Origin of the sequence: Streptomyces sp. HSW2009 (genome assembly GCF_040240285.1) — a bacterium.
Lineage (GTDB): Bacteria > Actinomycetota > Actinomycetes > Streptomycetales > Streptomycetaceae > Streptomyces.
Genome location: NZ_JBEHZD010000529.1, coordinates 1 through 5328, shown reverse-complemented (window position 1 = coordinate 5328; position 5328 = coordinate 1). Strand labels below are relative to the sequence as shown.

Genomic DNA, 5328 nt, shown 5'->3' with positions numbered 1-5328 from the left:
CCACCGTCTGGCCGTCGCGGTGGGCGTCGCTGTTCCCCAGCGCCGGCAGCCACGGTTTGCCGCCGCGGGCCGCGGCGCCCCGCGTGGTGTCCCCCGCCGCGAGCCACCCCCCGTCGTCGGGCGGGGCCGGGGCGGTGCGCCGGCGGCGGACTTCACCGCGGCGCCGGCCGAGACCTCGTCCGCGGTGTTCGCCGACTTCGCGCCGGCGCTGGGCGAGGCGTTCGGCCGGGCCCGCGCGGCCGACCGCGAGCTGTACGGCTTCGCCTCGCACACGCTGGTCTCCAGCTACCTCGGCAGCTCGACCGGGCTGCGGCTGCGGCACGACCAGCCCACCGGCACCCTGGAGCTGAACGGGAAGGCGCCGGGCACGGGCTCCGCCGCGGCCCCGCGCTCGGCCTGGGTCGGCCGCGCCACCAGGGACTTCACCGACGTGGACCCGCTGGCCCTGGACGCCGAGCTGGCCCAGCGGCTGGGCTGGGCGAAGCGTCGTACGGAGTTGGCGGCCGGCCGGTACGAGACGGTGCTGCCGCCGACGGCCGTGGCCGACCTGCTGATCTACCAGCTCTGGTCCTCGTCGGGCCGGGACGCGAGCGAGGGCCGTACGGTCTTCAGCAAGCCGGGGGGCGGCACCCGGGTCGGGGACCGGCTCTCGGCGCTGCCGCTCACGCTGCGCAGCGACCCGACGGAGGCGGGCCTTGAGTGCGCGCCGTTCGTCCTCGCGCACAGCTCCGGGGGCGATGCGTCGGTGTTCGACAACGGACTGCCGCTCGGCGCCACGGAGTGGATCAAGGACGGGGTGCTGGAGCGGCTGGTGACCAGTCGGCACGGCGCCCGGCTGACGGGGCTGCCGGTGGCGCCGGCGGTGGACAACCTGATCTTGGACGGGGGCGGCTCCAGGTCGCTCACCGAGCTGGTGGCCGACCTCGGGCACGACGGGCCGGCGCTGCTGCTGACCTGTCTGTGGTACATCCGCGAGGTGGACCCGGCGACGCTGCTGCTGACCGGTCTGACCCGGGACGGGGTCTACCTGGTGGAGGGCGGCGAGGTGACCGGCGAGGTGAACAACTTCCGGTTCAACGAGTCGCCGGTGGACCTGCTCTCGCGCGCCAGCGAGGTGGGGCGCACCGAGCCCACGCTGCCGCGCGAGTGGGGCGACTGGTTCACCCGGGCCGCGATGCCCGCGCTGCGGGTCCCCGATTTCAACATGAGCTCGGTCAGCCAGGGCGTATAACCTCGTGGGCACGGCGAGCCGGCCCACCGCGGCCGGCTCGGCGCCTTCCCTGACGTTCACCAAGGAGATGCGAGAACCGTGACGGACATCGTCGATGACCTGAAGTGGCGTGGGCTCTTCGCCCAGTCCACGGACGAGGACGCTTTGCGCAAGGCCCTCGCGGACGGTCCCGTCACGTTCTATTGCGGCTTCGACCCGACCGCGGCGTCGCTGCACGTAGGCCATCTGGTGCAGGTGCTCACGATGCGCCGGTTGCAGCAGGCGGGGCACCGGCCGCTGGCGCTGGTGGGCGGGGCGACCGGGCAGATCGGTGACCCGCGGCCGACCGCCGAGCGGACGCTGAACGACCCGGCGACGGTCGCCGCCTGGGTGACGCGGCTGCGGGCCCAGATCGAGCCGTTCCTGACCTTCACGGGCGAGAACGCGGCCGTGCTGGTGAACAACCTGGACTGGACCGGCGGCCTGTCCGCGATCGAGTTCCTGCGGGACATCGGCAAGCACTTCCGGGTCAACAAGATGCTCACCAAGGACTCGGTGGCCCGCCGCCTCGAATCCGAGCAGGGCATCAGCTACACCGAGTTCAGCTACCAACTGCTCCAGGGCATGGACTTCCTTGAGCTGTACCGCCGGCACGGCTGCACGCTCCAGCAGGGCGGCAGCGACCAGTGGGGCAACCTCACGGCCGGGATCGACCTGATCCACCGCCTGGAGCCGGAGGCGGCGGTGCACGCACTGGCCACGCCGCTGATGACCAAGGCGGACGGCACCAAGTTCGGCAAGACCGAGAGCGGCGCGGTCTGGCTGGACGCCGAGATGACCACCCCGTACGCCTTCTACCAGTTCTGGCTCAACGTGGACGACCGGGACGTCAACCGGTACGCCCGCATCCTGTCCTTCAAGGGGCGGGAAGAGTTGGAGGAGCTGGAGCGGCTGACCGAGGAGCGGCCCCAGGCGCGGGCGGCGCAGCGCGCGCTGGCCGAGGAGCTGACGACGCTGGTGCACGGCGCCGACCAGTGCGCCGCGGTGATCGCCGCCTCCCGGGCGCTGTTCGGCCAGGGCGATCTGACCGAGCTCGACCCGGCGACGCTCAGCGCCGCGCTGCGGGAGCTGCCGCACGCGCGACTGACGGCGCTGGCCCCGGTGGTGGACCTGTTCACCGCGGTGGGCCTGGTCGCGAGCAAGTCGGCCGCCCGGCGGACGGTCAAGGAGGGCGGTGCGTACGTGAACAACGTCAAGATCACCTCCGAGGACGCGGAGCCGACCGAGGCGGATCTGCTGCACGGGCGCTGGCTGGTGCTGCGGCGCGGCAAGAAGAACCTGGCCGCGGTCGAGGTCGCGACCGACTGACGCGGTGGGCGTGGCGGGTGCGACGGGGCGGGGCGATCGGGGTGCGGCGCGTGCCGTCGCGCCGGGCAGGCCACCGCGGTACGTGACCGGCCCCGACGCCCCGCCGCATGCACCGGCCCGGCCGTGACTCTCACGACCGGGCCGGTGACCTGCGGCTTCGCCGATCTCAGTGGCGTTTGCCCTTGACCGAGGCCCAGAGCGAATCGCCCACTCCGACGACGAGCACCGCACCACCCAGTTGGAGCAGGTGGCGGATCCAGTCGATGCCCTTGGTGTCGTCGACCCCGATCCCGGCCGCGACGCTGTTGCCGATGATGCTCCCGATGATGCCGAAGATGATCGTCAACCAGATCGGGATGTTCTGCTTGCCGGGGAGAATGGCCTTGGCCAGCAGGCCGAGCACCAGGCCCACGATGATGGCCCACAACCAGCTCATGTCGCCTCCTCAGTGCGGCGCGGGTGTGCGCATCCCGCCCTTCAGTCTCCGGCCGCACGGCCTACGCCGCATGTCGGAGGGCGGCCTCCACCGGATGGCGGGGCGGGATGGGCCGGCCAGGGCGTGCCCCGGTCTCGTACCGGCATCGGCTCGGGCGTACCGTTGAGCGTGTTCGGAGTCGGTACGTCGACCCGTCAGGTGGGTGATGGAGCGAGATGCGGAAGCGCAGCGGATCGGAAGTCTTCCGGATCACCGGGGCCAGGCAGGGGCTGGCGGATGACGTACGGGCCAGACAGCGGCGCTATGTGATCTCCATGTCGGTGCGCACCCTGTCCGTCGTGCTGGCCGCGGTGCTGTGGAACGTCGAGCGCCATGTCGCCTTCGTCGCGCTCGGGTTGGGCATCCTGATGCCGTACTTCTCGGTGGTGATCGCCAATGCGGGGCGGGAGAACGTCCCGCAACTGCCGTCGACCTTCGTTCCCGCGCCCTCCCGGCCGGCGCTGATGGACGCTCCTCGGCCGGCCGAACCGGAATCCGGACAGGGGCGGACCGCATCCGCAACCGGCGAGACGCGGGAGCACCGGGGCTGACCTGCGACGGCGGGGTTACCTCAAGAAAACCTCAGATCAATCGTGCGGTTCCGCTGCACCGCGGCGGGTCCCCCGTGACATACTTCGTAGGCGCTCCGCATCCCCCGTCGGAGCGACGGACCGACGCCGGGCGGCTCCCCCCGTGGCTGCCCGGCGTCGCCATGTCTGGACCCGTGTCGAGCGGCATCGGCCGTCACGTAGGGTCGGGGTCGTGAACTCGTCCGACTCCACAGACGCCATCTGCTCAGCCAAAGGTTGCCGCGAGGCCGCGATCTGGGTGCTCGCCTGGAACAACCCGAAGCTGCACACCCCCGAGCGCCGCAAGACCTGGCTGGCCTGTCCCGAGCACCGCGAGTACCTCGCCAACTTCCTCGGCATCCGCGGCTTCCTGAAGGACGTCGTACCGCTCGACGAGTGGTCAGCCTCCGATCGCTGACATCGGCCGCTGCGGCTGGAGGAACGTCGGGTCGTCCAGGCCCGAGCCCGCCTTCTTGCCCCAGGTGGCGAGCCGCCACCGCTCGGCGACCTCGGCGTCGCTGGCCCCGGAGCGCAGTGCGGCGCGCAGGTCGGTCTCCTCGCGGGCGAACAGACAGGTGCGCACCTGGCCGTCGGCGGTGATCCGGGTGCGGTCGCAGGCCCGGCAGAAGGGCCGGGTGACCGAGGCGATGACGCCCACCCGGGCCGGGCCGCCGTCCACCAGCCAGCGCTCGGCCGGCGCGGAGCCGCGGTCGTCCGCGTCCTCCGGGGTGAGGTCGAAGCGGGTGCGCAGGCTGGCCAGGATGTCGCCGGCGGTGATCATGCCGTCGCGGCGCCAGCCGTGTTGCGCATCGAGCGGCATCTGCTCGATGAAGCGCAGTTCGTAGTGGTGCTCGATGGCCCAGGCCAGCAGGTCGGGGGCCTCGTCGTCGTTCTGGCCCGGCATCAGGACGGCGTTGACCTTGACCGGTGCGAGCCCGGCGGCCTGGGCCGCGGCGAGCCCGTCGAGCACGTCCTGGTGACGCTTGCGCCGGGCCATGGCCTGGAAGACGTCGGGGCGCAGCGTGTCCAGCGAGACGTTGACCCGGTCCAGGCCGGCGTCGCGCAGCGCGCTGGCGCACCGGCCGAGGCCGATCCCGTTGGTGGTGAGGGAGAGCTGGGGGCGCGGGGTGAGGGCGGCGCAGCGTTCGACGATGGAGACCAGGCCGGGGCGGAGCAACGGTTCACCGCCGGTGAAGCGGACTTCGGTGACGCCGAGGTCGGTCACGGCTATGGAGACCAGTCGGACGATCTCGTCGTCGGTGAGGAGGTCGGGCTTGGCCAGCCAGCTCAGCCCCTCCTCCGGCATGCAGTAGGTGCAGCGGAGATTGCAGCGGTCGGTGAGGGACACCCGAAGGTCGGTGGCGGTCCGACCATAGGTATCGAGCAGCATGTGGCGACCCTTCTCACGTAATGCGCATCCTGGCGTTGCCAGTGGGTCTCCTGTGACCGGAGATCCCTACGCCAAGTGTCCCGCAGCGTACGCGATCCTTCGGATTCCCCACGGAAAGATGGCCAGCGCTATGCCATCCCACTGCCGCAGCTTGTCTTCCCTTGGGGAGGTACGGGGGGTGGGGCGGGGTTCGGCGTCCGGCCGCTGAAGGACGGCGGGGGGGGGGGGGGGGGGGGGCGGGGGGGGGCGGCGCCCCGCGCCCGCCGCGCCGCGGGGGGGGCCGCGGGGCCGGGCGGCGGGGGGGGGGGTGTCGCGG

6 protein-coding genes and 1 pseudogene are annotated in these 5328 nt (G+C 72.2%); 4 read left to right on the top strand and 3 right to left on the bottom strand.

Annotated features, from left to right (window positions below):
* Both AAHZ94_RS27915 and tyrS read left to right on the top strand, forming a co-directional pair.
* On the top strand, positions 1 to 1231 hold a 1231-nt coding region (locus AAHZ94_RS27915), incomplete at its 5' end, for a metallopeptidase TldD-related protein (RefSeq protein ID WP_349996277.1).
* 78 nt (positions 1232 to 1309) lie between these two features.
* Entirely contained in the window at positions 1310 to 2578 is a 1269-nt protein-coding gene (gene tyrS, locus AAHZ94_RS27910; protein WP_349996275.1) for a tyrosine--tRNA ligase, read from the top strand.
* Positions 2579 to 2744: 166 nt separating this feature from the next.
* Here tyrS and AAHZ94_RS27905 read toward each other — a convergent pair whose 3' ends face one another.
* Positions 2745 to 3014 carry a GlsB/YeaQ/YmgE family stress response membrane protein gene (locus tag AAHZ94_RS27905; protein ID WP_349996273.1) on the bottom strand — a complete coding sequence of 90 codons (270 nt, stop codon included), beginning with the start codon at positions 3012 to 3014 and terminating at the stop codon, positions 2745 to 2747.
* A 215-nt stretch (positions 3015 to 3229) separates the two neighbouring features.
* Between AAHZ94_RS27905 and AAHZ94_RS27900 the strand changes: the two genes are divergently transcribed.
* Complete coding sequence (locus AAHZ94_RS27900; protein WP_349996272.1) at positions 3230 to 3604, top strand: DUF3099 domain-containing protein; 375 nt, start codon at positions 3230 to 3232, stop codon at positions 3602 to 3604.
* A gap of 211 nt (positions 3605 to 3815) precedes the next feature.
* Positions 3816 to 4040, top strand: coding sequence for a hypothetical protein (locus tag AAHZ94_RS27895; RefSeq protein WP_349996270.1), 225 nt, complete (start codon positions 3816 to 3818; stop codon positions 4038 to 4040).
* Here AAHZ94_RS27895 and moaA read toward each other — a convergent pair.
* A complete protein-coding gene (moaA, locus tag AAHZ94_RS27890; RefSeq protein ID WP_349996268.1) occupies positions 4023 to 5012 on the bottom strand; it encodes a GTP 3',8-cyclase MoaA in 990 nt (329 codons plus the stop codon). The genes AAHZ94_RS27895 and moaA overlap by 18 nt on opposite strands.
* A gap of 66 nt (positions 5013 to 5078) precedes the next feature.
* Positions 5079 to 5328: pseudogene (locus AAHZ94_RS27885) on the bottom strand (hypothetical protein); the annotation flags it as partial.

Bases quoted from the DNA above. Each gene is read 5' to 3' on its own strand.
- AAHZ94_RS27905 (WP_349996273.1), bottom strand. From the start codon at position 3,014: ATGAGCTGGTTGTGGGCCATCATCGTGGGCCTGGTGCTCGGCCTGCTG.
- moaA (WP_349996268.1), bottom strand. From the start codon at position 5,012: ATGCTGCTCGATACCTATGGTCGGACCGCCACCGACCTTCGGGTGTCC.
- AAHZ94_RS27900 (WP_349996272.1), top strand. From the start codon at position 3,230: ATGCGGAAGCGCAGCGGATCGGAAGTCTTCCGGATCACCGGGGCCAGG.